Raw genomic sequence first — 24,502 nt, 5'->3', positions numbered from 1 at the left:
GGCGCGCGACACAAATCGACCAACGGCACAGTCCAAGGAACTACATGGCGAAAGAAGAACTTCTCGAAATGCGCGGCAGGGTGGTGGAACTGCTGCCCAATGCGATGTTCCGCGTCGAGCTCGAGAACGGCCATGAAGTGCTCGGCCACACCGCCGGCAAGATGCGCAAGAACCGTATCCGCGTGCTCGTCGGCGACGAAGTGCTTTGTGAACTGACGCCCTACGATCTCACCAAGGCACGCATTACTTACCGCTTCATGCCCGGTCGCGGCGGCCCCGGCCCCCAATAAGCGCACGTGGGCCAGCCCACCCTCGTTCTAGCATCGGCCAGTCCCCGCAGGCGCGAGCTTCTCGCCCGTCTCGGGTTGACGCCTGCTGCCATCAATCCCGCGGACATCGATGAAACGCCCCATAAGGGCGAATTGCCGCGCGACTATGCAAAGCGCATGGCGCGCGAAAAGGCGCAGGCTGCCGCATCCGGTGGCGGCCACGTACTCGCCGGCGACACGGTCGTCGCGGCGGGCCGCCGCATCCTGCCCAAGGCCGAAGACGAAGCCACGGCCCGCAAATGCCTCGAACTGCTGTCGGGTCGTCGCCACCGCGTCCTTTCCGCCATCGCCCTTCGCGCACCGGACGGCGCCCTCCGTGAACGGCTGAGCGAAACGGTGGTAATGTTCAAGCGCCTCTCGTCCGCCGAAATCGACGCCTATCTCGCCAGCGGCGAATGGGAAGGCAAGGCAGGTGGCTATGCCATTCAGGGCATCGCGGAAGGGTTGATCAGCCGGATTCAGGGCAGCCATTCGGGTGTGGTTGGCCTGCCTCTCTATGAAACGCGCACATTGCTGCGCGCCGCTGGGTTCGACATTGCCTGAATGGCAGGTCGAAGAGGGTATCGGCGAACGCCGGGCCCTGCTGCTTGATGGTGAAACACCTCTCGCCGCCGGCGTCCACTGGCCGGGTGAAATCCAGGCGGGCGATGAATTCGAAGGCAAGCTGCTGCGCAAGACAGGCGCACGAGGAACCGCGCAACATCCCTCTGGCCGCGAGGTTCTGGTGGATAAACTTCCGCGTGATGCAAGCGAGGGCGCAAACTATCTTTTCGCCATAACGCGCGGTGCGATGACGGAACGCGGACGCTTCAAGCTCCCAGCCGCCCGGCCGGTTTCAACGATTGCTGGTACACCATCTGATCCGTTGGCCAACGCCAGGTCGGTCCGTCGCTTCCCCGCGGGGGTCTGGGAAGACATCTGGCATGCTGCATCCTCCGGCGAGGTCGAGTTCGCTGGCGGCTCGCTACTCTTTGCGGTGACGCCGGCCATGACGCTGATCGATATCGATGGCGACCTGCCTCCGCGCGAACTGTCCCTCGCCGCAGTTCCGCAAATCGCGCGCTGGCTCACGCTCTTCGATCTTGGCGGCTCGATCGGGATCGATTTTCCAACCCTCCAGACGAAATCCGACCGCAAGGCGGTGGATTCGGCGCTCGAAGAGGCGTTGTCGGGTTTTTCCCATGAACGCACGGCAATGAACGGCTTCGGCCTCGTTCAGATTGTTGCCCGGCTCCACGGCCCTTCGCTGCTGCATCGTTTCGCGACCTCGCGCATAGGTATGGCAGCCCGAATGGCGCTACGCCGCGCCGAAATGGTCGAAGGGCCCGGCGCGACATTGTTGACCGTTCATCCCGCGTTGAGGCCACGGCTCGGGCCCGAATGGATCGCCGAACTCGAGCGGCGCACCGCGCGCCCGGTGCGCATCGCGATCGATCCGGGGCTTGCGATCGAAGCGGCCACTGCCCAGATCGTTCCGCATGACGACTAGATCCCGCCCTTGCCCGATCTGCAAACGGGCCCGCAGCAAAGAATACGCGCCGTTCTGTTCCAGCCGCTGCCGCGACCGCGATTTATCGAAATGGTTTGGCGACGGCTATTCCGTGGCCGGACGGCCCGCCCTGCCCGAAGAAATCGCGGCGGAATTCAGCGGCGGCAAGGAAGAGTAGAAATTCCCCCCTTGCCAAGGCGGACGAGCTTCGCCATAGGCGCGCTCTCACTGCTCACGGGGCCCTTTCAGGCTCCATAGCAGACGCAGTGTGCCCGGGTAGCTCAGTGGTAGAGCAGACGATTGAAAATCGTCGTGTCGGTGGTTCGACTCCGCCCCTGGGCACCACTTCTTCTACAGCGAATTGGATTCGATGGCCTGACTTCGGTCTAGTCGGCAAACGGGCGGGCATTCGGGTTGGTCCTTGACCGATGGCGCCCGCAACTTCGTCTGCGCTGCGGCGGTCACTTCATTTTTGCCAACGTGTGGATGGTGGCGGCAAATGGAGAATGTATCGCAATTTGCGGATCATCAATTCGATACCCCCTTCGCCGATCTCGACAATAAGCAGAGTTCGGTGGGAGCTGGCGAAATGCCACCGTCTCTCGGCAGGTTTAAGTGCAAATATCTTCCCACATAATCCAATAAGTTATTGCGATCCAAATGAAGCGGCGACAATGCGGTCGTTCTTTGGGTTTGGAATCAGATAGATGGCGATTTTTAATAGGGAGAGAGGCCGAACATTTCATCAGCGATTGCATCGTGTCGTTTCATTACTGACCGGCTTTTGGGTCATTACGGCGAGTGCATCTGCTAGTGCGGCAGGGGATGAACTGATGATTGTGCCTTTATCTACTTTCGCCGAGCTGGATCAGGCATTTTCGACCGAACTCACTGCGTCGAGTGACACAGCTCGAGTGCTCGTCGCGCCAGGCGCTTATCTTGAGGAAGCCACTATTGCCGGCTTTGATCGCGAGACGGTCGACTATCAGGAGGTTGAGAACCATGTTCCATTGACGGTTACGACGCGAGACGGCTTCGAAAATCCTGCGCGCCGGAATTACGCATCGTTCGGCGAGGATGTGAAAGCTATCAAATGGGAATTTGCCGCGGTCGCCGGTTATTACACTGCAATCAATGCGCCCAAGCTATTGAAAGACCCGCAATGGCCAAGCTTTCAAAGCGAGGGCTGGTTTGGCAGATCAACCAACAATGTCGGCGTCGATAAATTGGCTCACGCGTACTCGGCCTACGTGATCAGCGAGTTGCTTTACGGCCGGCTCAAGCGAAATACGAATGACGCTCCCGGCATCGAAATCACGGCTGCGGCTCTTGCTTCGGGTGTCATGCTTTGGACAGAAGCTTTCGACAGCATAGAGCCGACCAGCGGCTGGTCCTGGGAGGACGTGACGTTTAACACGATGGGCGCCGGATTTTCTCTATTGCGCAATTCCGTTCCCGGATTGGATGAGAAGTTGGATTTTCGTCTGATGATCGAACCCAACGACGACATCTACACTATTAGCGGTAAGGAACATTTTCAGCAGCAACGCTATTTCCTTGCGCTCAAGCCGGCTGGCTTCGAAGCCTTCAATAATAGCCCGCTTCGGTACCTCGAACTGCATCTGGGCTACCACGGAGATGATTTCCTCCTGAAAGATAGGGCGGCCGGTATCGTCCCGAAGCGGCATATTTTTGTGGGGTTGGGTATCAATCTACGAGAATTGCTCTTCAAGGATTCAAAAAGTAGGGTCGGGAAAGCGGCGGGCGAAGTGCTGGATTATTTCCAGCTCCCCTATACTGCAGTCCATACTCACCTGACCGATTAACGTATTGACGCTGAGGAACCTCGTACGGTTCCGCGAAGATGACCGCATAACTCGGGTTCGACGCTGGTGTGCATCCTGCCCCTTACCCGCGACGCTTCCCCTCCACCCCCGCGCAAGCTAGGCACGCCCTATGCATGACACCAGCAGCGCGCTTTCCGCTTTCGACATTGCCGCGATCCTCGTCGTGGCTTCCGCCTTGCTGGGTTGGTTCAACCATCATTTCATCAAGCTGCCCCATGTCATCGGCTTGACCGTGATGGGGGCATTGACGGCCATCGGCCTGATGATTGCGAATGCCTTCATTCCCGCGATTACGCTGGGCGACTGGGTGGCCGACATCTTGCGGCAACTGAATTTCACCGAAACGCTGCTGCAGGGCATGCTGAGTTTTCTGCTCTTCGCCGGTGCATTGCATGTCGATCTCGACCGGCTGAAGGTCGCCTGGCTTCCGGTTCTCCTGCTTTCGACCGTGGGCGTGATCGTCTCGACCGTGCTCGTCGGCCTGGCGATGTGGGGCGTCGGCCTGCTGCTTGCCCTGCCCGTCGCCCCGATCTGGTATTTCGTCTTCGGCGCGCTGATCGCCCCGACCGATCCGGTGTCCGTACTCGGTGTGCTCAGGGAAGAGAACGTACCTCAGTCCCTGCAAAGCGCGGTGGCGGGCGAAAGCCTGTTCAACGACGGTGTGGGCATCGTCGTCTTCATCATTCTGCTGGGCGCTGCCATCAGCGGCACCGAATTCTCTCTGGCCGAAGGTGCGCGGCTGTTCGCGATAGAGGCCGGCGGCGGCATCCTTGTCGGGCTGGCGGCCGGCTATGTCGGCTACCGCGCTCTGGCGGGGATGGACGAATACGCGCTGGAAGTGCTGGTGACTCTGGCCATCGTCATGGGCGGGTATGCCCTGTGCAGCTATCTGCATGTATCGGGCCCGCTGGCCATGGCTGTCGCGGGCCTGCTGGTCGGCAACCAGGGGGTTACCTATGCGATGAGCGATGTGACCCGCGACTATGTCATCAAGTTCTGGGAACTCGTCGACGAATTGCTCAATTCGGTGCTGTTCCTTCTGATCGGGCTCGAAATGATCGTCCTGGTCGTCGGCTTCGAGGAAGCCATCCTCGCTCTGGCGGCGATCCCGCTTACGCTGGCGGCCCGTGCCATCAGCATCATCGTGTCCACCAGGACGATCCCCGCCGCTCGCCTGCAGGACAAGGGCGCGGGACCGGTGCTGTGGTGGGGCGGTCTGCGCGGCGGCATTTCGATCGCGCTCGCGCTTTCCCTCCCGCCCGGGGAAACGCGCGACCTCATCCTTGCCGCGACATTCGCCGCCGTCCTGTTCAGCGTTCTGGTCCAGCGCGCCACTCTGGGCCGGCTGATCGAAAAGCTGAAAGAAGATCGCGCGCCCGCCGTGGAACGGGAAGCCCGCGGCAGTCCGCCCGCATGATTGCTTTCCCCGCCCCCTTCCGGTAAGCGCGGGATCAATCGCCCCGGGGCGTGCGGATCGCGTCGATTCCACCTGCCGGGGCGCACGCTTTTTTGCGCGAAGGAATGCATGCCCATGGCACGTCGCCGCCAGATCTACGAAGGCAAGGCCAAGATCCTCTACGAAGGCCCCGAACCGGGTACGATCATCCAGTATTTCAAGGATGACGCGACCGCCTTCAATGCGCAGAAGAAGGGCACGATCAACGGCAAGGGCGTGATCAACAATCGCATCAGCGAATATGTGTTCACCCGCCTGTCGCACATCGGCATCCCGACGCATTTCATCCGTCGCCTCAACATGCGCGAACAGCTCGTCCGCCAGGTGGAAATCATCCCGCTCGAAGTCGTGGTGCGCAATGTCGCTGCCGGCACGCTGTCCAAGCGTCTCGGCATCGAAGAAGGCGAAATGCTCCCGCACACGCTGATCGAATATTGCCTCAAGGACGATTCCCTGGGTGATCCCAAGGTCTCGGAAGAAGAAATCGCCTGCTTCAACTGGTGCAGCCATGAAGAGCTGCAGGACATGTCCAGCATGGCGATCCGCATCAACGACTTCATGTGCGGCATGTTCGCCGCGATCGATATCCGGCTCGTCGATTTCAAACTCGAATTCGGCCGTATCTGGGATGGCGATTACAGCCGCGTGATCCTCGCCGACGAAATCAGCCCCGACGGCTGCCGCCTGTGGGACATCAACACCGGCGAAAAGCTGGACAAGGACCGGTTCCGCCGCGACCTGGGCGGCGAAAGCGAAGCCTATCAGGAAGTCGCGCGCCGTCTGGGCCTGCTGCAGAACGACGATAGCGGCCCCGGCGAAGTGCTCGACATGAACGCTCACCGTGGCCGGCTGCGGACCCCGACCAAGCCGAAGAAATAATCAGACGACGTAGCTGAGCGTCAGCCCGCTCGGCGCAATGGCGAAAGCGCATTCGGGCATGTGATCGCCGTCGACCTGCACCGGCATCACGCAGCGATCGAACTCGATCCTGCGGCAGGTGCGGATGTCGGCGATCCCCATCCGCGCCAGCGGCAGGCGCAGCAGCACGCCCAGGCTTAGCGCGATCGTGCCCAGCCGCGTCGCGCGTTTCACCGTGATCAGTTCGACCGAATCCGCGCCCAGCCGGGCTCCCGGGCTGACCTGGAACGGTCCGGCATAAAGCGCGGCGTGGCTCACGATGGCCGCTTCCGCTTCATATTCGAACCGCTCCCCATCGGCGAGTTCGCCGCGAATGGTCATCGTGTCGCGGGGCCACTCGCGCATCTGCTGCGCCAGCGCGACGACATAGGCATAGCGCCCGATGCGCTGCTTCAGCCTGCCGTCCACCCGCGCAACGGCGTGGCTGTCCGGCCCGATGGAAACGCAGGACACGATCGGCATATCACCCAGCCGGTAGAGCGGGGATTGCACCCAGCTCTCCGGCCCGCGGTCCCACGCCTCGCGCACGGCCCCGGCAAAGCGCTGGGGCGACCGCGGATAGCCCAGTTCGCGCGCGACCAGATTGATCGTGCCCGAAGGCGCCACGCAGATCGGCATGCTCCCTGCCCGCTCGCCCAGCGCCTGCACCGTATCGCGCAATGTACCGTCGCCGCCATGGACGCAGACCAGATCGGCCTCGCCGGAAAGGCGCGCGCCTGCTGCCGTCGTCGGCATCGATGTAACGCGAAAGCCCGCCTCGATCAGCGCATCACGCAGGGCCTCCAGATGATCGTCGCTGAAACTGCCCGAAACGGGATTGTAGACGAGGTCGAGCGCAGGCATCCCCCACCCCTATCGCAGGGCCATGCCGGTGCAAACACGCAGTTGGTGGAACCGGCGATGCCGCCAGCAGAATTTGGTCGCAAGCCGCTTGGCTTTGCCCCCTCGCCCCCATAGCGTGATCTGCATGAAGTCGACCGTTTTTCGCCGCGCGATCGCCGCGCTGCCGCTCCTTGCCCTGACCCAGCCCATCGCAGCACAGGATGATCCCCCCGCCCCTCCGGCCGACACGGTGCAGTCGACGACCGGCTGGGGTCATCCGGTTTACGATATCGCGCCCGATCCGGCGGTCCGCTTCGGCGTGCTCGAAAACGGCATGCGCTATGCGATCCTCAGGAACGGTACGCCGCAGGGTACCGCCGTCATCCGGTTCGGCTTCGACGTGGGCTGGATCGATGAAGGCGAGCAGGAACTCGGTCTTGCCCACATGCTCGAACACATGGCCTTCAACGGGTCGACCAATGTGCCCGAAGGCGAGATGATCAAGCTGCTCGAACGGCTCGGTCTTGCCTTTGGCGCGGACACCAATGCCTCGACCGGGTTCGAAGATACGATCTACAAGCTGGACCTGCCCCGGACCGACCCCGATCTGGTCGACACCGCGCTGATGCTGATGCGCGAAACGGCCAGCGAACTGACCATTGCCGACGAGGCGGTCGACCGGGAACGCGGCATCATCCAGTCGGAAACCCGCACCCGTAACAATTTCTCGATCCGGCGGATCAAGGACTATTTCCAGTTCATCGCGCCCGGCACCCGCTATGCCACGCGCTTTCGCGCCGATGGCACGGATGCGATCATCGACACGGCCCCGGGCGCGACCGTGCGCGGCCTCTATTCCCGCTTCTATCGTCCCGACAATGCGGCCCTCGTCATTGTCGGCGATCTCGATCCCGACGTGGTCGAAGCCACCATCAAGGACCGCTTCGGCGACTGGCAGGCCCCGGACACGCCCCGGGTCGAGGTGGACAAGGGCACTCTCGATCTCTCCCGCGGACCCGCTGCGGCGAATTTCGTCGATCCCGACGTGCAGTATCTGGTCACCATCGATCGCTTCGCCCCCTATCAGGACCGCAAGCCCACCGTCGCGGAAACGGACCAGTCGCGCCTGATCAGCCTCGGCACTGCGATTCTCAACCGCCGTTTGCAGACGATCGCCAACGGCGCAGATGCCCCGATCATCGGCGCCAGCGCATCCTCTTCCGATTTCTTCGACATCCAGCGTCAGGCACAGCTCGTGGTGCAGGCCCGCGAAGGCGAATGGCAGCGCGCGCTCGAAGTGGGCGAACAGGAATGGCGGCGCGCCGTCGAATACGGTTTTACCGATGCAGAACTGGCCGAACAGCTGGCCAATTTCGAACAGCGCTACCGCGATGCGGCAAGCCAGCAGGATACGCGCCGCAACAGCCAGCTAGCAGACGGTATTCTCTCAACCGCTCGCCGCGAACGGATTTTCGTCAGCCCCCAGACGACCTACGACCTGTTCCTCGCGCAAAAGCCGTCCATCACCGCGGCGGCGGTCTCGCAGGCTTTCGCCCGGCATTATGCTCTCTCCGATCCCTTGATCCACGTATCGACCAAACAGGCGATTCCCGACGCACAGGACACGATCCTCGATGTCTGGCGGGCCTCGCAAACGCAGCCGGTCGCCGCCCCGCTCGACACCAGCGGGCTGGAATTCGCCTACACCGATTTCGGGCCGCCCTCCGCAATTGCGGACGATACGGTGATCGACGATCTCGGCGTGCGCACCATCCGCTTTGCCAACAATGTCCGGTTGAACCTCAAGCCAACCGATTTCGAAAAGGGACGCCTGCGTTTCGCCATCCGCGTCGGTTCGGGCCAGCTGTCCATCCCGGAAGACGAAATCGCGCAGGCTGTCTTCCTGTCTGCCGTCAGTGCGCTGGGCGGGCTCGGCCAGCATGGCTATGACGAACTACGCCAGATCCTTGCCGGTCGCCGCGTCACCTACGGTTTCGATGCGGGCGCAGACATGTTTACCGTGCGCGGCATCGGCACCATGGCCGACCTGCCACTGCAGATGCAGCTCAGTGCCGCCTATCTCAGCGATCCGGGCCTGCGCCCTGAAATGCTGACCCGCTGGCAGGCCCTCATCCCGCCCTATATCGCCCAGCTCGATGCGACCCCGCAGGCCGTTGCGCGGTCGCAGGTCCCCCAGATCCTGTCCGATGGCAATCCGCGCTTCGGCGTTCCATCGGAAGACAGGCTGGAAGCGGTGACGCTCGAAGACGCGCGCCGTATCGTCAGCCAGCGGATCGGCACCGCGCCTGTGGAAATATCGGTTGTCGGCGATTTCGACAGCGATGCCGTGATCGGTGCGGTCGCGTCCAGCTTCGGGGCGCTTCCTCCGCGCGCTGCAACGCTCGACAGTCATGAAAGCGAACGGGTCGCGCATTTTGCCGATGACCGCAGGGAACGGGTGCTGACCCATGCCGGCGCGCCGGATCAGGCCCTGGCCATGACCTACTGGCCCACGACTGACGACGATGATGCGCAGGAAGAAGCGACCATGCAGATGCTCGCCACCGTCATGCGCCTCGAAATGCTCGACCGCATCCGCGAAGAACTGGGCGCCTCCTATTCGCCCTCAGCGGGATCGAGCATGTCGCACATTTACCGCGACTTCGGCACTTTCTCGACCTCGGTCGTGGTCGAACCGGGGCAGGCGGACGAAGTCTTTGAAGTCGTCGATGAAATCGCGCAGGATTTCCGCAGCGCGCCCGTCGATGCCGATCTTCTGGAACGTGCCCGCAAGCCGCTGCTGGAAAAGATCGCCCTGAGCCGGCGCGAAAATGGCTGGTGGCTCGGTATCATCGACGAAGCGCAATTGCGCGCCGAACGCCTCGATCGCGTGCGCAGCTACGAAGATCGAATACGCGCGATTACCCCTGAAATGCTTCAGCAGGCGGCCCTGCGCTATCTCGATCCGGCACAGGAACTGCGCATCCGCATCGTCCACGAAAGTCTGGTGGATGCCGAATGAAAAAGGGCCGGAAGGATCGTTCCTCCCGGCCCTTTTTCGATCGGTTCGATGTGCCTTTAGTAATTGATACGGGCAGATACGCCGAACACGCGCGGATCGTTGACGAAAGCGGTATTGTTGTTGAAGTCGATCCCGCCCTTCACATTGTCGGCATCGGTGATGTTGCGCACGAAGGCTGCCAGTTCGAACGTACCGTCGGCCTTGGCATAGCCAGCCCGCAGACCGCCTTCGATCTGGTTGTTCGAATTGAATTCTTCGCTTTCATACAGGAAGAAGTTGGTCTTCCCCTGATATGCCCAGTCGGTGAAGAAGAAGATCTCTCCGGCATTGCCGATCGGGAAGGCATAGCGCGCCGTCAGATCCGCAATCCATTCCGGGGCATTGGGGAACGGATTACCGTCCACCAGGGCCCGGGTGCTGCCCGATAGCACGACAGTGGGATCCACGATCGTGCACTGGGCGCAGATGCCGACCGCCAGCGTATTGTCCTCGATTTCGGTGTGGTTCCAGCTTACCCCGGCCGTGATCAGGAAGTTGGGCGTAGCCTGGAACGCGCTGTCCAGTTCGAACCCGTATCCGCGTCCCTTGTCGGCATTGACCAGCTGGACCAGATTGTCCGCCCCGCCGACGGCAGTGAATTGCGGGTCCTTGATCGTGTAGTAATAGACCGCGCCGTTCAGGCGAATGCGGCGATCCGCCAGCTCCGATTTCAGGCCGGCTTCATAGCTCATGATCTTTTCCGACGTTGCGACCGACGGTGCCGAACCGAATGCGACGTCGCGCCCCTGGATTGTCGGCGCACGGAAACCGCTGGCTACGCGCGCATAGAAGCTGGCGTCGCCGCTCAGATCGTAGAATGCTGCCAGGTCCCAGCTCAGCCGCTCGTCGGAAACAGTGGTGAACTGCGGTGCCGCACCCGCTACGACGATGAAATCCTTGTCATCTTCGGTATAGCGCAGGCCGCCCGTCAGCTTCAGCGCATCGGTCACTTGCGAACTGACCTGGCCGAACACCGCCCAGCTTTCGTTCGTGTGGTTTACGGTAACGGGAGGCGGGAAGTCGAAACCGACGGTCGTGACATCGAAATCGCTGTCGAAATAGAACCCGCCGACCTGCCATTCGAACGGACCGTTCGAATTGGACGCAAGCCTGACTTCCTGGGTGAACTGATTCAGATCGATCGAATCCTGCGTATCGCTGGGGAACGGAATGAAACCCGGCCCGGTAACCAGATTGCCGCCATCGATGTCGCCGCGGCTGCGGCCCTCGGTATCGGCCCAGCTGGTGATGCTGGTCAGCGTTGCGAAGTCGGCGTCGTAATCGACCTTGGCCGTGGCGATCTGCGCCTTGTAGGCAGCTTCGTTACGCCCGCCCGCATCGTAGAAAACGGTGTCGCGGTCGTAATTGTCGTTCAGGTCGTTGTTACCCGGACCAAGGATGTTCGCCCGGAACAGGGTGGACTGACCGTCGAGATCGCGCACGGCATAGCTGCCGAGGATCGACAGGCGATCACTCGGGGTGACCAGCAGCTGCGCTCGACCGGCGATCTCGCTGTAGCCGCCGTACACGTCCTCCTCGCCGGTAAAGCCGTTGTCGACCCAGTTGTCGCGTTGCTGCCACAGGCCGGATACTCGCAGCGAAGCCAGACCCGGTACTAGCGGTACCGTCACGCCGCCATCGATGGATACGGTGTTGAAGGTGCCATAGCTCAGCGACCCGTTGACGGCGAACTCGTCGCCCGGCTTCACGGTGTCGATCTTTACGATACCGGCCGGCGTGTTACGCCCGAACAGGGTGCCCTGCGGGCCGCGAAGAACCTCGATCCGTTCGACGTCGAAAATCGGGAAGGACTTCAGCGTCACGTTTTCCATCACCACATCGTCCATGACGACGGATACGGGCTGCGATGCTGCCAGATCGAAATCGGTATTGCCCAGACCGCGGATATAAAACCGCGGCGCAGCGCGTCCGTTCGAGCTTTCAATGAACAGGCCCGGGACGCGGGCCGAAAGTGGGGTGATTTCGGCGCCTGCATCGAAGATCGTGCGGACCGTGCTCGCATCCAGGGTCGCGGCCGATACCGGCACGTCCTGGAGATTCTCCTCACGGCGGTTCGCGGTCACGATAATCGTGTTGAGCTGCCCATCGGCGGCTTCTTCCGTGCCCGCCTGATCGGCGGTCTGCGCCATGGCGGGCTGCGCAGCGAAGGCTGCAAAAGCGATAGTGCTCGCCCCGAAGAGATGGGCGGCGGTGGTCCGGATCGTCATTTTAAGGAGGTGTCCTGCTTGAGCGCGCAACTGGGAAAGGCGGGCATTTGGAGGGGTACGGCAATCTTCGCCGCACATGCACAATAGCAGGTTGCGAGATGAAATGGAGTTCCTCTCCATCCCATAAGGCAGAATCGTGACAATTGTTGCAGTGGCGCTACAGCCGTCGCGGATATGTCACGCCCAGCGCCATCACCATGCGATCGCTGCGAGGTGCTTGAACGCTCGGCGACGGTGCGCCATAGGCGCGCCAACACGAAAGGCTTGCTCGATGAAAATCCGCGTCCATGTCTCGCTAAAGCCCGGCGTTCTCGATCCGCAGGGTCGCGCCGTCCACCATGCGCTCGAAGGGCTCGGCTTTGCCGGGGTCGAAGATGTGCGTATCGGCAGGCTGATCGAACTCGATGTGGCCGATGGCACCGATGATGCGGCGCTCGCCGACATGTGCGAAAAGCTGCTCGCCCACACGGTGATCGAAAACTACCGCATCGAGAAGGTCGACTGATGGCTTTCCGCGCCGCCGTTATCACCTTCCCCGGGTCGAATTGCGATCGCGACATGGCTGTCGCCATCGAACGGGTTTCGGGCACTGCGCCGATCCGCGTGTGGCATGGCGATGCCCGTTTGCCCGAAGATCTCGATTTCATCGCTCTGCCCGGCGGTTTTTCCTACGGCGACTATCTGCGCTCGGGCGCGATGGCGGCGAACAGCCCGATCATGCAAAGCGTGAAGCGCCGCGCCGAACGCGGCGTGCCGGTCCTCGGTGTCTGCAACGGCTTTCAGGTCCTCACCGAAGCCGGTCTCCTGCCGGGCGCACTGATGCGCAACGCCAGCCAGAATTTCATCTGCCGCACCGTTGCGCTCAAGGTGGAAAACGACCGCTCACTGTTCACCAGCGGTTACAAAGCGGGCCAGATCATCGATATTCCCGTCGCGCACCATGACGGCAATTATTTCGCCGATGACGAAACGCTCGACATGCTCGAGGGCGAAGGGCGTGTCGCCTTCCGCTACGTCGAAAACTGCAACGGCTCGCAGCGCGACATCGCCGGTGTTCTGAATGCCGAAGGCAATGTGCTCGGCATGATGCCGCACCCCGAACGCGCCGTCGAACAAGCGCATGGCGGAACCGACGGTCTCGCCCTGTTCGAAAACGCCATCAAGACACTTGTTTCGGCCTGATCATACGTATGATTGACATGCGTATCGTCTGATTACGCGCTGATGAGGCGCTCGCCGCCTTGCCGGTCGAACAGGCGATGGACATCCTCGGCGGGCATCGGTCGGCCGAAGTAATAGCCCTGTATCTTGCTGCAACCCAGGTGCTGGATCAGCGCCGCTTCCTCAGCGTTTTCAACGCCTTCTGCGGTCGTCGTCATGCCCAGGCTATCCGCCATGGCTACCACCGCGCGGATGATCGCCAGCGATTCCGGGCTCTTCTGCGCGGCCCCCTGCACGAAGCTGCGGTCGACCTTGATCGTCGAGAACTTGAGCTTCCGCAAATACCCCAGCGAGGAATATCCAGTTCCGAAATCGTCCAGTGCAATCGAGCATCCAAGCGCCATGCACTGCTCCAGCGCCTTGCGCGCCACGCCCCCGTCGCGCATGAAAATGCTTTCCGTAACCTCGATTTCCAGCCGGTGCGGCTCGAGCCCGCTATGCGACAGCGCACGCACGACCGTGGCGGCAAAGTCAGGTTCGAGCAGCTGCTCGGGCGACACGTTGACGTTGACCTTCACGTCCTTGGGCCATTCCGCCGCCGCTTCCCTGCACGCCTCCTGCAAGACCCACGTACCGATCGGCACGATCAGGCGCGTGTCTTCGGCGAGCGGGATGAATTTTACCGGGCTGACAAAGCCGTGCTCCGCGCTGTTCCAGCGGATCAGGGCCTCGAAGCTGACTATCGCTTCCGAATTGGCGTCGACAACGGGCTGATAATGCAATTGCATCTCGTTGCGTTCGAGCGCGTGGCGCAGCGAATGTTCCAGCTGCCGCTTCTCCTCCGCATTCGCATGCAGCGAAGGTTCGTACTCGCAGTGGATCCCGCCACCTTCATCCTTGGCGCGGTATAGCGCCAGATCGGCATTGCGCAGCAGTTCTTCCACGGTGCGTCCATCGCGGGGGCCGCAGGCGGAGCCGACGCTTGCGCCGACATAAAGGACCTGGTTCTCGATCTTGTACGGTTCGGACAGCCGTTCGATAATCGCGCGGGCCAACCATTCGATACGGCTCCTGTCGGACGCATCCCGGATCACGACAGCAAATTCGTCTCCGCCCAATCTGCCGCAAACCTCGCCTTCTCTAGTCAGAGGCTTCAAGCGTGCCGCAACCTCAGCCAGCATCTGATCGCCGACCAGATGTCCGAGCGAATCATTGATGGCCTTGAAGCGGTCCAGGTCGATCATCAAACAGGCACAGCGGGACCGCCAGTCCGCCGAATATTTCAGGGCATCGCCCAAGGCTTCGTTTAGCATGCGTCGATTGGGCAGCTGCGTGAGCGTGTCGTAGCGGGCGAGATAGGCGATCTTCTCCGATGATTCCCGCTGTTCGGTCACATCGGACCCGACACCGCGGAACCCCTGGTAATTGCCGACATCATCCACAATGGGAGTACCTGACAATTCCCACCAGCGGTCCTGCCCTTCGATCGACACACGGATGGTGAAGTTCGAGAAATTTTCCCGCCGCTTCAGCTTCTCGGCAAGCTCGTGGAGACTTTCCGGAAATGATCCCGTCTTCCAGCCACTGCCGGAAATGAGTTGCAGAAAGGATTGCCCCTCCACGTCGCGAGGTTCCTTACCGAGTGCAAAGGCAAAGCGTGGTGATACAGCCTTGAGCCGCCGGCGCGTGTCGATCTGCCAAAGCCAGTCTGCCTGGCCTTCCTCGAATTCGCGCAGCAGCATGGACACCACTTCGCTCTTTTCCTGCATCGCCGTTTCCGCAATTCGAGCAGCAACTGCGACACGGGCGCTCTCGATCACCCCGAAGGTCGCCAGTAACGTCGAAATGAGGACGATGGCAGCCAGACTGAACTGGAACGTCACGATACTCGCAATGAAACCGCCGACGCCGGCTGCAAGGGCAAAGGCGATTGCACTGAGCGGAACGCTGAAGCGGCTTACCGTTGTGCCAAGGATCAGCATCGCGACCACGGCCCACACGATTTCCGTTTGAACCGGATCCGCAATGAAAGCGCATGTGATCATACCCAATGACCACACCGCCCCTTTCGCCGCCGCCGCAAAAGCATGAGACTTCATTTCAGCGACGGCCACGTACCGACTCTCGGCATCAGCCAGACGCATGTCTGCGCGAGCGGAAAAAACGACGGCTGCTAGCAAGGCACCAGCCCAGGCAACGATCACAAGAGTATTGACCGAGCTGAAAAGCCCGGCTGCGATCAGGATAAAGCCCGTCATATGAAGTATTGCCCGCGCTCTTACACGCTCTCTGAGCAGGGCGTATTGCCGCCCATGAATGAGCGCCCAATCGCTGCCTTCGGGCGATTCGAGCCCGATGGCTTGGCGGATAGAGAGTGCAGTAGCACTCGTGTCCTGTCTGTTGGGCAGCTCGCTCACACGAGCACGGTTAGCCGCAAAACCTTATTACGCGGTAAAAACGCAATCAGTACGATCAAATGTCGATAAGTCACTCCACCGTCACGGATTTTGCAAGGTTGCGTGGCTGATCGACATCCGTGCCTTTGACGCACGCGACATGGTAAGCGAGCAACTGGACCGGGATGGCGTAGACCAGCGGTGCGATCAGGGGGTGAACCTGCGGCATTTCGATCGTTGCAAGGCACCCCTCCCCGGCTTCTTCCAAACCCTTGGCATCGGAAATCAGAACGATTTTCCCTCCCCGCGCGCGAACCTCTTCCATATTCGAGACTGTCTTTTCAAACAGAGGTCCCGACGGCGCGAGAACGATAACGGGCACTTCGCTGTCGATCAGCGCTATGGGCCCATGTTTCATCTCGCCACTGGCATAGCCTTCCGCGTGAATGTAACTGATTTCCTTAAGTTTTAAGGCGCCTTCCATCGCGAGTGGAAAGTCCGGGCCACGTCCGAGATAAAGTACATCGCGTGCCGGCGCGATCAGGTGCGCCATGCTGGCGATATCATCATCGTGATCGAGCGCGGCATTAAGCGCAGCAGGGGCCTCCAGCAGATGACCGACAACTGCCTGCTCTTCTTCGCGGCTTATCAAGCCCTTCTTGACCGCCATATGTGCCGCCAGAGCTGCAAGGACAGCCAATTGACAACTGAAGGCCTTCGTCGATGCGACACCAATTTCCGGTCCGGCATGGGTCGGCAAAAGGAGATCGGCCTCGCGCGCCATCGAACTTGTCGGCACATTCACGATCACGCCGATTGTCTGACCGTTTTCCTTGCAATGACGCAGAGCCGCAAGCGTATCGGCCGTTTCTCCGCTCTGGGAAATGAACAGCGCGAGGCCGCCTTCCTCAAGCACCGGTTCGCGATAGCGGAACTCGGAAGCCACATCGATGTCGACCGGAACCCGCGCGAACTGCTCGAACCAGTATTTCGCAACCATCCCTGCGTAATAGGATGTTCCGCAGGCAACGATGGTGACGCGCTTGATGCGCGAAATATCGAAATCGAATTGTGGCAGGGCGACCGAATTATCCGATTGGCGTAGATAGGAACCGAGCGTCTGGGCCACCACCGTCGGCTGCTCGAAGATCTCTTTCTGCATAAAATGGCGATAATTGCCTTTTTCCACGGCTGCGGCCGACGCACCCGAGTTGCAAATTTCACGCGTCACCGCGGTATTTTCCGCATCGTAAATCGACGCGCCAATACGCGTGACCACAACCCAGTCGCCTTCTTCGAGATAGCTGATTTCCTGCGTGAGCGGCGCGAGCGCCAGCGCGTCGGAGCCGATGTAGGTTTCGTTTACGCCATATCCCACGACAAGCGGGGATCCTCTGCGGGCACCGATCAGAATGTCTGGATGATCGCGGAAGGCTATCGCCAGCGCAAAGGCTCCACGCAGACGGGGCAGGACATCTGCAACAGCTTCCTGCGGGCTGCGGCCGTTTTCAACTAGTTCCGAAACAAGGTGAGCTACGACCTCGCTGTCCGTGTCGCTTTCCAGCGTACGACCTGCATCGCGCAGTTCGGCGCGCAATTCCTTGAAGTTCTCGATGATCCCGTTGTGAACGAGCGCGACGTGCTCCGTCGCGTGTGGATGGGCGTTCTTCGCGGTCGGCGCCCCGTGCGTTGCCCAGCGCGTATGAGCAATGCCGATCTCGCCCGGGGCCGGATTGTCCGCCAATTCCGCAATGAGGTTGTTGAGCTTGCCTTCGGCTCTGCGCCGAACGAGCGCGCCCTCATGTATCGTACATATCCCGGCGCTATCGTATCCGCGGTATTCCATCCTGCGCAAACCATCGACGAGGCGTTCCGCCACAGGTTTGTTGCCGACAATACCGATAATTCCACACATGGATTGCATACTCCGATTAGCGCTGCGCGGCGCAGCCTTAGCGGTTCTCACTGTGCAATCAATTGGCCCTACTAATGTTTTGCTTCCGGACCCTTTCGCTGCAGACCGAGGTCATGGTTCCGACCACCAGACATTAGGGAAAAATCAAGGTTTCCATTTTATTCACCAAGCTTCAAGACACGGGCTTTGCCGCGAATGGGCAGGGTTGCGCCAGGCGAATCAAGAGATACCTCGGGGGTTACCGACAATGAGCGCATTCGGACGGAAAAACGGACCGGCAGGAATGGGTGCCGGTGCGCGTCCGCAATTTGGCGTAGCGAAACCCATGCGTGGAGGTACAGCCACGCCTGAGCAGTCGAAGGATTCCGGATCTTCGGGCGGCGAACAGTTCCCGCCCCTTCCTGCAAACGCGCCAACGGCAACTGGCATGTCAGCCGGCAGTAGCGACGCGATGTCCCGCCTGGACGAGCGCATGAACACCACCCACTCTGGCGAGAGTCAGGTCGGGGGTTTCGAAGCAAGCGTTCACAAGATCAAAGAGCAGGTCCTCCCGCGCCTGCTCGAACGAGTGGACCCGGAAGCCGCCGCCACCTTGTCCAAGGATGAACTGTCGGAAGAATTTCGTCCGATCATCATGGAGGTGCTGGCCGAGCTGAAGGTAACGCTAAACCGCCGCGAACAATTTGCGCTCGAAAAGGTGCTGGTCGACGAGCTGCTGGGATTTGGCCCGCTCGAAGAGTTGCTGAATGATCCCGACGTGTCGGACATAATGGTGAACGGACCCGACCAGACCTATATCGAGAAGAAGGGCAAACTGATCATCGCGCCGATAAAGTTCCGCGATGAAACCCACCTCTTCCAGATTGCCCAGCGTATTGTGAACCAGGTCGGCCGCCGCGTCGATCAGACCACACCTCTGGCCGACGCGCGCCTCAAGGATGGATCGCGCGTCAACGTCATCGTGCCGCCGCTCAGTCTGCGCGGCACGGCCATTTCCATTCGTAAATTCTCCGAAAAGCCGATCACGCTCGACATGCTCAAGGACTTCGGTTCGATGAGCGAAAAGATGTGTACCGCCCTAAAGATTGCGGGCGCATGCCGGATGAACATCGTCATTTCGGGCGGTACCGGTTCGGGCAAGACGACCATGCTCAATGCCCTGTCGAAGATGATCGATCCAGGTGAGCGCGTTCTCACTATCGAGGACGCGGCCGAGTTGCGCCTGCAGCAGCCGCACTGGCTGCCACTTGAAACCCGCCCCCCGAACCTTGAGGGGCAAGGCGCCATCACCATCGGCGATCTCGTGAAGAACGCCCTGCGTATGCGTCCGGACCGTATCATTCTCGGCGAAATCCGCGGCGCGGAATGTTTCGACCTCCTCGCCGCCATGAACACCGGCCACGACGGCTCGATGTGTACGCTTCACGCGAACAGTCCACGCGAATGTCTCGGCCGTATGGAAAACATGATTCTGATGGGTGACATCAAGATTCCGAAAGAAGCCATCTCGCGCCAGATTGCGGAATCTGTCGACCTCATCGTGCAGGTGAAGCGCCTTCGCGATGGTTCGCGCCGCACAACCAACATCACCGAGGTGATCGGGATGGAAGGCGATGTGATCGTTACCCAGGAACTGTTCAAATTCGAATATCTGGACGAGAGCGAAGATGGCAAGATCCTGGGTGAATTCCGCTCATCTGGCCTGCGCCCTTATACGCTCGAAAAAGCGCGGCAATTCGGCTTCGACCAGGCTTATCTCGAAGCCTGTCTTTAACGGTTACTGATCACTATCCACGCAAGATTACCGGCACGGATAGTGCCAGCAGACCACCTCCGAACACGGCAAAAACCAAGAAAAGCCCGGTCCATGGCATCCAGCCGACGCGGTTGATTTCGCGGCGCCTGGACCTGCGCCGTTCCATCAACATGCAGATCAATGCAATGAGCAGGAATAGACCGCCCCAGAACGCGGCGAGTTCGGCATCGCTGGCAAAAAGAAGAAAGTCGGGCTCGGCCATGGCGCGAGCATATGGATATGCTGCGGCTCAGGTTCAATTGCCCCGGGAACCGGTTGCATCATCTCCCGTTCTGTACCCGGAACCCAATCAGGGCGCCTTTTCGGGAAGGAAGAACCATGATCAAGAAAATCCTGCTTGCACTCGGCATCACTTCGATGACGCTGACCGCTGCAGCCTGCAACACCGTTCGCGGTGCCGGTGACGATCTCGAATCCGCTGCGAACACGGTGGACGACGAAATCTAAAGGCCTGACCACCCCACATCGAAAACGCCCGCCACTGGCGGGCGTTTTCATTTGGGGTGGGGAGTGGGCCTGTAGACCAGCATAAGGTTGTTCGCGGGCATTGGGTGCCGCGCGGTACGGTGAAGGCGTTCGGCGCGTGCCAGATCATCCATGTCTGAGATCTGCCGGAGGCCCCATTCGTGGTTACGGGCTTTCAGGCTGGCGTCGAATTCGAGGTTCGAGGGCGCCGTATCGACATCGTTCTCGATATAGGGGCCGTACAGGATCAGAGGGGCGTTGCCGGTCAGGATACGGCTTGCTCCAGCAAAGAGGCCTTCTGTCGCTCTCCAGGGGCTGATGTGAACCATATTCACGCATAGGATGGCGTCTGCATTTCCAACAGGCCAGGGGGGATGGGATGCGTCGAGTTGGATTGCGGGCCGCAGGTTGGCGAGCTTTGCTTCGCTGGCCCACGCGTCGATCGAGGCCACCGCTTCCTGATCGAAATCGCTCGGCTGCCAGGTCAGTTCGGGAAAGCGGCTGGCCATGAACAGGGCGTGTTCGCCCGTGCCGCTGGCGATTTCGAGGACCAGTCCGCTGGCGGGCAGTTCCTGCGCCAGCACGTCGGCAATCGGTCCCGAGTTGCGGGCCGTAGCGGGTGCATGACGTTTCAATTGACCTGCCTGTCCCGCCCTTGCCAGTAAGGGGCCCGCAGCTCGCGCCGCAGGATCTTGCCGCTGGCATTGCGCGGCATTTCCGGAATGAGATCCACGGTCTTGGGTACCTTGAAACCGGCCAGTCGCTCGCGCGTGAAGGCAATGACGTCGTCGGGATCCAGCACCTGGCCCGGCTTCGGCACCACACAGGCCTTGACCGCTTCGCCCCAGGTTTCGTCTGGCACTCCGATCACCGCGACCTCTCCCACCGCCGGATGACCGTAGATCGCGCTTTCCACCTGCGCCGGATAGACGTTCTCGCCGCCCGATATGATCATGTCCTTCATGCGGTCCTGGATGTACACATAGCCATCCCGGTCCATATAGGCGGCATCCCCTGTATGCATCCAGCCGTCCTTGAGCGCCGCCGTCGTCGCGTCTGGAAGGTTCCAGTAGCCAGCCATGTTCGAGGGGCTTTTGCAGATCAGCTCGCCCACCTCGCCGATGGGTAGTTCCTCGCCGTCGTCACCCACCACCTTGAGCTCTGCTCCCGGGACCGCCCTGCCCGCCGATTTCATGCGCTCGTTGCCTTCGAGACAATGGTCCTCCGGTGGCAGCATCGCGATCGTGCCGGTTGTTTCCGTCATGCCATAGCATTGCAAAAAGCCCGCATCCGGAATGGTCTGGACGGCTTCGCGTAGCAGATCGAGGGGGATCGGTGCCGCGCCATACATGACGTATTTAACCCCCGACATATCGGTGTTCCTGGCGCGCGGATGGTGAACGACCATCTGCAGCGCGGCCGGGACGATGAAGAGCCTGGTGATACCCTGTTCAAACCCGTCCAGCACGCCATCGGGTGTGAATTCGGCCTGCACAATTCCGCGTATGCCGGCAGCCAGCGCCATGATCCCCAAACCGGTTCCGCCGATGTGCGCGCATGGCATGCAGATGAGGATCGCTTCATCATCATCCCAGCTCGACCATGGTTGGGCCGCCTCTTCCGCTGGCTGGCGTAGCGAAAAGAGATTGGCATTCGTCAGGACCGCGCCCTTGGGATTCCCTGTGGTGCCAGATGTGTAGAGCTGGAGGACTGCGTCCTGAGGCCCGGCTCCTGTAAAATCGTCGGCGGGTGCAGAAGCAATTTCGGCCTGCGCGCCGACCGTATCGATTACCTGGGGTGGGCTTTCGATCTTGCTGCAAGCCAGGGCAGCAAGATCATCGAACCCTTCCCCGGTAAACAGCAGCCGCGCCCCGGTGTCTTCGATGATATAGGCGATCTCCGGTGCAGCAAGTCGCCAGCCTATGGGGACCATGACCACGCCCATGCGCGCAGCTGAATAGAACAGTTCGAAATAATGGCGCGCATTCTTGCCCAGCCAGGCAATCCTGTCGCCCTTGGCCAGCCCGTGCGTTCGCAGCATGGAAACAATTCTGCGCGACCGCTCCTCGAGCTGAGAAAAGGTCAGCGCATCGCCATCCTGTTCGAGCGCAACCTGATCCGGTTTTTCAAGCGCCCAGTGGTGGATGAGCTCATCGAATGTGAGCTTTTGCGTTTCAGTCATGAAGCCTCTCCGCTTTTGACAGCTTTTGCAGCATCATGCCATCTCGGTTGCTTCGTGCAACCTGTTTCGCGTCACTTCCAGCGACCGGCCGACCGGGCGCGTTTTTCCCGAATTACGAGCCATAGAAACAGCCCCACCGGCCCGGCCATGAAGGTGGCCACCAGGATCGGTGCCTGGACAAGCCGGGAGAAGTTCTTCGCGTCGGCATCGCGCGCGATCCACAAGCCGGCGAAGAGGTCGAAGGCGAGGTAATGTATCCACCCGATGGTCACACCTCCATCGCTGGCGAAAATCGCGCGTACGCCTTCGATCGTCGAAAAGCCGGCCGAGCCGCTTGAGCCACCCGGATCGAACGTTCCAGTAAGGATGCCCACGAGCCCGACGAGATACGCAAAGCTTAACAGGCCGACCCCTGCGTAAAGGACAGCAGCCAGCAATGCCGGCCAGCGCGGAAGCAGTATCAATCCTGCCCACATGGCCATGGCGAGCAGGTTCGCAGTGCTGAAAACCGTATCCCACATGCCGGATCTCCTTAGGCTCTAACTCGCTTCGTGTTCGATCTGCGGTAACGTCTTCGCTGCGCGCAGTATGCCGTCATTGTCATGGACGAAACGGCCCCTCGCCGCCCGCTTTGCAAGCGCAAGCGCAGCCTGGGCGACACTATCGGACCTGATTGCGCGGAACCGACGGTAGCTGCCGTGCAGCAGGAGGTTGCCCAAAGGCGCCGCCGCGATACCAAACCGTTCCGCTGGACGGCGATCGCCTTCGCGCTTTCCGACCAGAAGTCCGGGCCGCAGTATGTCCAAGCGGCCGAAACGCATCTTGGTCAGTTCCCGTTCGACCTCACCCTTCACTTTCAGATAGAACTTGCTCGACATTGGATCTGCGCCTGCAGAGCTGACATGGATGAAACGTTCTACATCCAGTTTCTTCGCAGCCTGCGCAGTTTCCAGAACCAGATCATGATCGACGGCGCGGAACGCCGTTTCTTCCTCGCCAGCTTTCTTCCACGTCGTACCCAGCGCACAAATCAGAGCCGTGGGCCGTATCGCCTCGATTACTTCGCCCCACTTGGCAGGTTCAGCGACGAAAAGTTCCATGCGAATACCGCGAGGCAACTTCATTTCGCGCCGCGCAATGCCCGTCAGGCGAACATCCTCGCGCCCGATGCATTGACCGATAACCGTCGTGCCGATCAGCCCCGTTGCGCCGATCAACGCGATGCGGATCGTATCAGACATTGCTCAGTCCCTCAGGGGCACGACCGTAAATGCGCCGACACTGATCGATGGCGTAGCGATCGGTCATACCGGCGATGAAATCGGCGATATGGCGGCTGCGCTCCGGTTCCTGTTTCGGCAGCGATGCAAGCCACGGTGAAGGCAGATTGGTCTCATCCTGATGGTAGGCTGCAAACAGGCGCGCAATAACGTCCCGCGCATGTTCAGCCGTCGCGATCTGTTCATCGTGATAATACAGCCGATCGTACATGAACCGCTTGAGCCTGCGCTCGTGCTCGCGCATCGCCGGAGTGAAAGTGGCCAGTTGGCGCCCTGCTGCGCGCACTTCGTCGACACTCATGATCCCGCTGGTCTGCGCGCGGGTTTGCGTGATCACGTCGTTTACCATCAACCCGATCTGCGTCCTGACGAGCTCGCGCTGCTGGCGATCGCGCGGGGCGTGAGGAAACCGCCGTTCGACTTCGCGCCATTGATCGGCAAGCCAGTCGAGCGAGAGCAGATCGTCGAGCGAGAGGAAACCTGCGCGCAGACCATCGTCTATGTCGTGATTGTCATAGGCGATATCGTCCGCAACAGCGGCGACCTGCGCTTCGAGCGAGGGCCAGGTCGACAGTTCGAGCGAAAAGGCCTGATCGATTTCAGCAAGCGCCCAGCTGGGAGCCGCCACGGGGCCGTTGTGCTTGGCCAGACCTTCAAGCGTTTCCCACGTCAGGTTCAAGCCATCATGGTCGCAATAGGGACCTTCGAGCCGGGCAAGGGTGCGCAGGCCCTGAGCATTGTGATCATAACCGCCCGCATGGACCATCGCCTGTTCGAGCGCCTTTTCGCCTGCATGTCCGAACGGCGGATGTCCGATATCATGCCCGAGACAAAGCGCCTCCGTCAGATCTTCGTTAAGGCCCAGTTCGCGTGCGATTACCCGACCGACTTGGGCCACTTCCAGACTGTGTGTCAGGCGGGTGCGGTAGTGGTCACCATCCGGTGCGATGAAGACCTGCGTCTTCGATCGCAGGCGCCGGAATGCGATGGAATGGACAATCCGGTCGCGGTCACGCTGGAATTCGCTGCGGGGGCCGCGCGAACCTGCTCGTTCCTCGGGAAACTCGCGCCCGCGACTTGCGGCGGGATCGGATGCGTAGGGTGCTGTGTGCATGCGCGGCGACGCTTAGGTCAGCG

The 24,502-nt window shown here is 60.8% G+C and carries 22 protein-coding genes and 1 tRNA gene; 13 read left to right on the top strand and 10 right to left on the bottom strand.

Annotated features, from left to right (window positions below):
* The first annotated feature begins 44 nt into the window (after positions 1 to 44).
* The 8 genes from infA (at position 45) to purC (ending at position 6,000) form a co-directional block, all read left to right on the top strand.
* Positions 45 to 290: a translation initiation factor IF-1 gene (gene infA / locus KYK83_RS06770; protein ID WP_007163491.1), complete on the top strand. Its 246-nt coding sequence runs from the start codon at positions 45 to 47 to the stop codon at positions 288 to 290.
* A 6-nt stretch (positions 291 to 296) separates the two neighbouring features.
* Positions 297 to 872 carry a Maf family protein gene (locus KYK83_RS06765; RefSeq protein WP_222827659.1) on the top strand — a complete coding sequence of 192 codons (576 nt, stop codon included), beginning with the start codon at positions 297 to 299 and terminating at the stop codon, positions 870 to 872.
* Entirely contained in the window at positions 826 to 1,818 is a 993-nt protein-coding gene (locus KYK83_RS06760; RefSeq protein WP_346729426.1) for a ribonuclease E/G, read from the top strand. Before KYK83_RS06765 ends, KYK83_RS06760 begins: the two co-directional genes overlap by 47 nt.
* Entirely contained in the window at positions 1,808 to 1,996 is a 189-nt protein-coding gene (locus tag KYK83_RS06755) for a DNA gyrase inhibitor YacG (protein WP_222827658.1), read from the top strand. The genes KYK83_RS06760 and KYK83_RS06755 overlap by 11 nt, the downstream gene beginning before the upstream one ends.
* A gap of 92 nt (positions 1,997 to 2,088) precedes the next feature.
* A tRNA-Phe gene (locus KYK83_RS06750) sits at positions 2,089 to 2,163 on the top strand.
* Positions 2,164 to 2,525: 362 nt separating this feature from the next.
* Positions 2,526 to 3,644: a DUF2279 domain-containing protein gene (locus KYK83_RS06745; protein WP_248284300.1), complete on the top strand. Its 1,119-nt coding sequence runs from the start codon at positions 2,526 to 2,528 to the stop codon at positions 3,642 to 3,644.
* Positions 3,645 to 3,774: 130 nt separating this feature from the next.
* Complete coding sequence (locus KYK83_RS06740; protein WP_196846562.1) at positions 3,775 to 5,082, top strand: cation:proton antiporter; 1,308 nt, start codon at positions 3,775 to 3,777, stop codon at positions 5,080 to 5,082.
* Between the two features lie 114 nt (positions 5,083 to 5,196).
* Positions 5,197 to 6,000 (top strand): phosphoribosylaminoimidazolesuccinocarboxamide synthase, encoded by an 804-nt coding sequence (gene purC, locus KYK83_RS06735; protein WP_103024888.1) that lies wholly within the window; start codon positions 5,197 to 5,199, stop codon positions 5,998 to 6,000.
* Here purC and KYK83_RS06730 read toward each other — a convergent pair whose 3' ends face one another.
* On the bottom strand, positions 6,001 to 6,882 hold the full coding sequence (locus KYK83_RS06730) for a diacylglycerol/lipid kinase family protein (protein ID WP_222827657.1): 882 nt from the start codon (positions 6,880 to 6,882) through the stop codon (positions 6,001 to 6,003).
* 124 nt (positions 6,883 to 7,006) lie between these two features.
* Here KYK83_RS06730 and KYK83_RS06725 point away from each other — a divergent pair, with 124 nt between their 5' ends.
* On the top strand, positions 7,007 to 9,883 hold the full coding sequence (locus tag KYK83_RS06725; protein ID WP_222827656.1) for a M16 family metallopeptidase: 2,877 nt from the start codon (positions 7,007 to 7,009) through the stop codon (positions 9,881 to 9,883).
* A 56-nt stretch (positions 9,884 to 9,939) separates the two neighbouring features.
* Here the strand turns inward: KYK83_RS06725 and KYK83_RS06720 are convergent, their stop codons facing one another.
* Positions 9,940 to 12,150 (bottom strand): TonB-dependent receptor, encoded by a 2,211-nt coding sequence (locus KYK83_RS06720; RefSeq protein WP_222827655.1) that lies wholly within the window; start codon positions 12,148 to 12,150, stop codon positions 9,940 to 9,942.
* Positions 12,151 to 12,421: 271 nt separating this feature from the next.
* Here KYK83_RS06720 and purS point away from each other — a divergent pair, with 271 nt between their 5' ends.
* Positions 12,422 to 12,655 (top strand): phosphoribosylformylglycinamidine synthase subunit PurS, encoded by a 234-nt coding sequence (gene purS / locus KYK83_RS06715; RefSeq protein WP_222827654.1) that lies wholly within the window; start codon positions 12,422 to 12,424, stop codon positions 12,653 to 12,655.
* Complete coding sequence (gene purQ / locus KYK83_RS06710) at positions 12,655 to 13,332, top strand: phosphoribosylformylglycinamidine synthase subunit PurQ (protein WP_222827653.1); 678 nt, start codon at positions 12,655 to 12,657, stop codon at positions 13,330 to 13,332. The genes purS and purQ overlap by 1 nt, the downstream gene beginning before the upstream one ends.
* 32 nt (positions 13,333 to 13,364) lie before the next feature.
* On the opposite strand, the gene KYK83_RS06705 is transcribed toward purQ, so the two are convergent.
* Both KYK83_RS06705 and glmS read right to left on the bottom strand, forming a co-directional pair.
* Positions 13,365 to 15,569: a putative bifunctional diguanylate cyclase/phosphodiesterase gene (locus tag KYK83_RS06705; RefSeq protein WP_222827652.1), complete on the bottom strand. Its 2,205-nt coding sequence runs from the start codon at positions 15,567 to 15,569 to the stop codon at positions 13,365 to 13,367.
* A gap of 229 nt (positions 15,570 to 15,798) precedes the next feature.
* Positions 15,799 to 17,622 carry a glutamine--fructose-6-phosphate transaminase (isomerizing) gene (gene glmS / locus KYK83_RS06700; RefSeq protein WP_222827651.1) on the bottom strand — a complete coding sequence of 608 codons (1,824 nt, stop codon included), beginning with the start codon at positions 17,620 to 17,622 and terminating at the stop codon, positions 15,799 to 15,801.
* A 247-nt stretch (positions 17,623 to 17,869) separates the two neighbouring features.
* On the opposite strand from glmS, the gene KYK83_RS06695 reads away from it, so the two are divergent.
* Positions 17,870 to 19,396, top strand: a complete 1,527-nt coding sequence (locus KYK83_RS06695; RefSeq protein WP_196846568.1) for a TadA family conjugal transfer-associated ATPase — start codon at positions 17,870 to 17,872, stop codon at positions 19,394 to 19,396.
* 13 nt (positions 19,397 to 19,409) lie between these two features.
* Here KYK83_RS06695 and KYK83_RS06690 read toward each other — a convergent pair whose 3' ends face one another.
* The gene (locus tag KYK83_RS06690) at positions 19,410 to 19,640 is read right to left on the bottom strand and encodes a hypothetical protein (RefSeq protein ID WP_222827650.1); all 231 of its coding nucleotides are present in this window, start codon (positions 19,638 to 19,640) and stop codon (positions 19,410 to 19,412) included.
* Between the two features lie 116 nt (positions 19,641 to 19,756).
* On the opposite strand from KYK83_RS06690, the gene KYK83_RS17405 reads away from it, so the two are divergent.
* Complete coding sequence (locus tag KYK83_RS17405; protein WP_255407954.1) at positions 19,757 to 19,885, top strand: hypothetical protein; 129 nt, start codon at positions 19,757 to 19,759, stop codon at positions 19,883 to 19,885.
* Between the two features lie 47 nt (positions 19,886 to 19,932).
* Here the strand turns inward: KYK83_RS17405 and KYK83_RS06685 are convergent, their stop codons facing one another.
* The 5 genes from KYK83_RS06685 to KYK83_RS06665 all read right to left on the bottom strand — a co-directional run bounded on the left by KYK83_RS06685 (position 19,933) and on the right by KYK83_RS06665 (position 24,479).
* On the bottom strand, positions 19,933 to 20,538 hold the full coding sequence (locus KYK83_RS06685) for a DUF938 domain-containing protein (RefSeq protein WP_222827649.1): 606 nt from the start codon (positions 20,536 to 20,538) through the stop codon (positions 19,933 to 19,935).
* Complete coding sequence (locus tag KYK83_RS06680; RefSeq protein ID WP_222827648.1) at positions 20,535 to 22,085, bottom strand: fatty acid--CoA ligase; 1,551 nt, start codon at positions 22,083 to 22,085, stop codon at positions 20,535 to 20,537. The genes KYK83_RS06685 and KYK83_RS06680 overlap by 4 nt, the downstream gene beginning before the upstream one ends.
* A gap of 71 nt (positions 22,086 to 22,156) precedes the next feature.
* Entirely contained in the window at positions 22,157 to 22,606 is a 450-nt protein-coding gene (locus KYK83_RS06675) for an ABA4-like family protein (RefSeq protein WP_222827647.1), read from the bottom strand.
* An 18-nt stretch (positions 22,607 to 22,624) separates the two neighbouring features.
* Positions 22,625 to 23,326, bottom strand: coding sequence for an NAD(P)H-binding protein (locus KYK83_RS06670; RefSeq protein WP_222827646.1), 702 nt, complete (start codon positions 23,324 to 23,326; stop codon positions 22,625 to 22,627).
* Positions 23,319 to 24,479, bottom strand: a complete 1,161-nt coding sequence (locus KYK83_RS06665; protein WP_222827645.1) for a deoxyguanosinetriphosphate triphosphohydrolase — start codon at positions 24,477 to 24,479, stop codon at positions 23,319 to 23,321. The genes KYK83_RS06670 and KYK83_RS06665 overlap by 8 nt, the downstream gene beginning before the upstream one ends.
* Positions 24,480 to 24,502 lie beyond the last annotated feature (23 nt).

The organism is Qipengyuania pacifica (genome assembly GCF_019857205.1).
Taxonomy (GTDB): domain Bacteria; phylum Pseudomonadota; class Alphaproteobacteria; order Sphingomonadales; family Sphingomonadaceae; genus Qipengyuania; species Qipengyuania pacifica.
This window is presented reverse-complemented; position numbering and strand designations above follow the sequence as displayed.